1 protein-coding gene is annotated in these 645 nt (G+C 68.1%); it reads left to right on the top strand.

Annotated elements, in window-relative coordinates; all coding sequences use genetic code 11:
• On the top strand, positions 1-645 hold a 645-nt coding region (locus tag NKG99_RS35825; RefSeq protein ID WP_352874188.1), incomplete at both ends, for an Ig-like domain-containing protein.

The raw sequence follows: 645 nt of genomic DNA on the forward strand, positions 1-645 counted from the left end.
CATCGTCGACGACGTGCCGCAGGCCAACAATGACGGCCCGGTGACGCCGGCCGAGGATACGGCGGTGGTCATCGACGTGTTCGCCAACGATGTCGCCGGCGCCGACGGCGTCGATCTTGCCAGCGGCATCGCCAAGGCGAGCGATCCGGCGAAGGGCAGCGTCAGCTACAATGGCGACGGCACCTTCACCTACACGCCGACGGCTGGCCAGACCGGCTCGGACAGCTTCACCTACACCATCACCGACAAGGACGGCGACACCTCGACGGCGACGGTGACGATCACCCTGGCCGCCGATTCGACCCCCTCGGTGGTGTCGACGACCAACCTGACCGTCGATGAGGACGGCTTTGCCAATGCCGCCGTCGACACCACGACGGCGCGCGTCGACGAGACCAACTCGACCGAGAGCCTGACCGACACCAGCGGCTCGGCCAAGGTGACCTTCGGCAACGACGTGCCGGTCAACCTGGCGACCTCGATCGTGCTGGTCGACACGCCGGCCCTCGACGGCCAGCTGCAGACGCTGGCCGGCAATCCGGTGGTGTTCGCGCTCGACGCCGGAACCGGCGACCTGGTCGGCAAGGACGGCGGCACGGAAGTGATCCGCATCCATCTCACCGGCGCCACCTTGACCAACGCGGC

Source organism: Mesorhizobium sp. M1409 (assembly GCF_040317535.1).
Classification (GTDB): Bacteria; Pseudomonadota; Alphaproteobacteria; order Rhizobiales; family Rhizobiaceae; genus Mesorhizobium.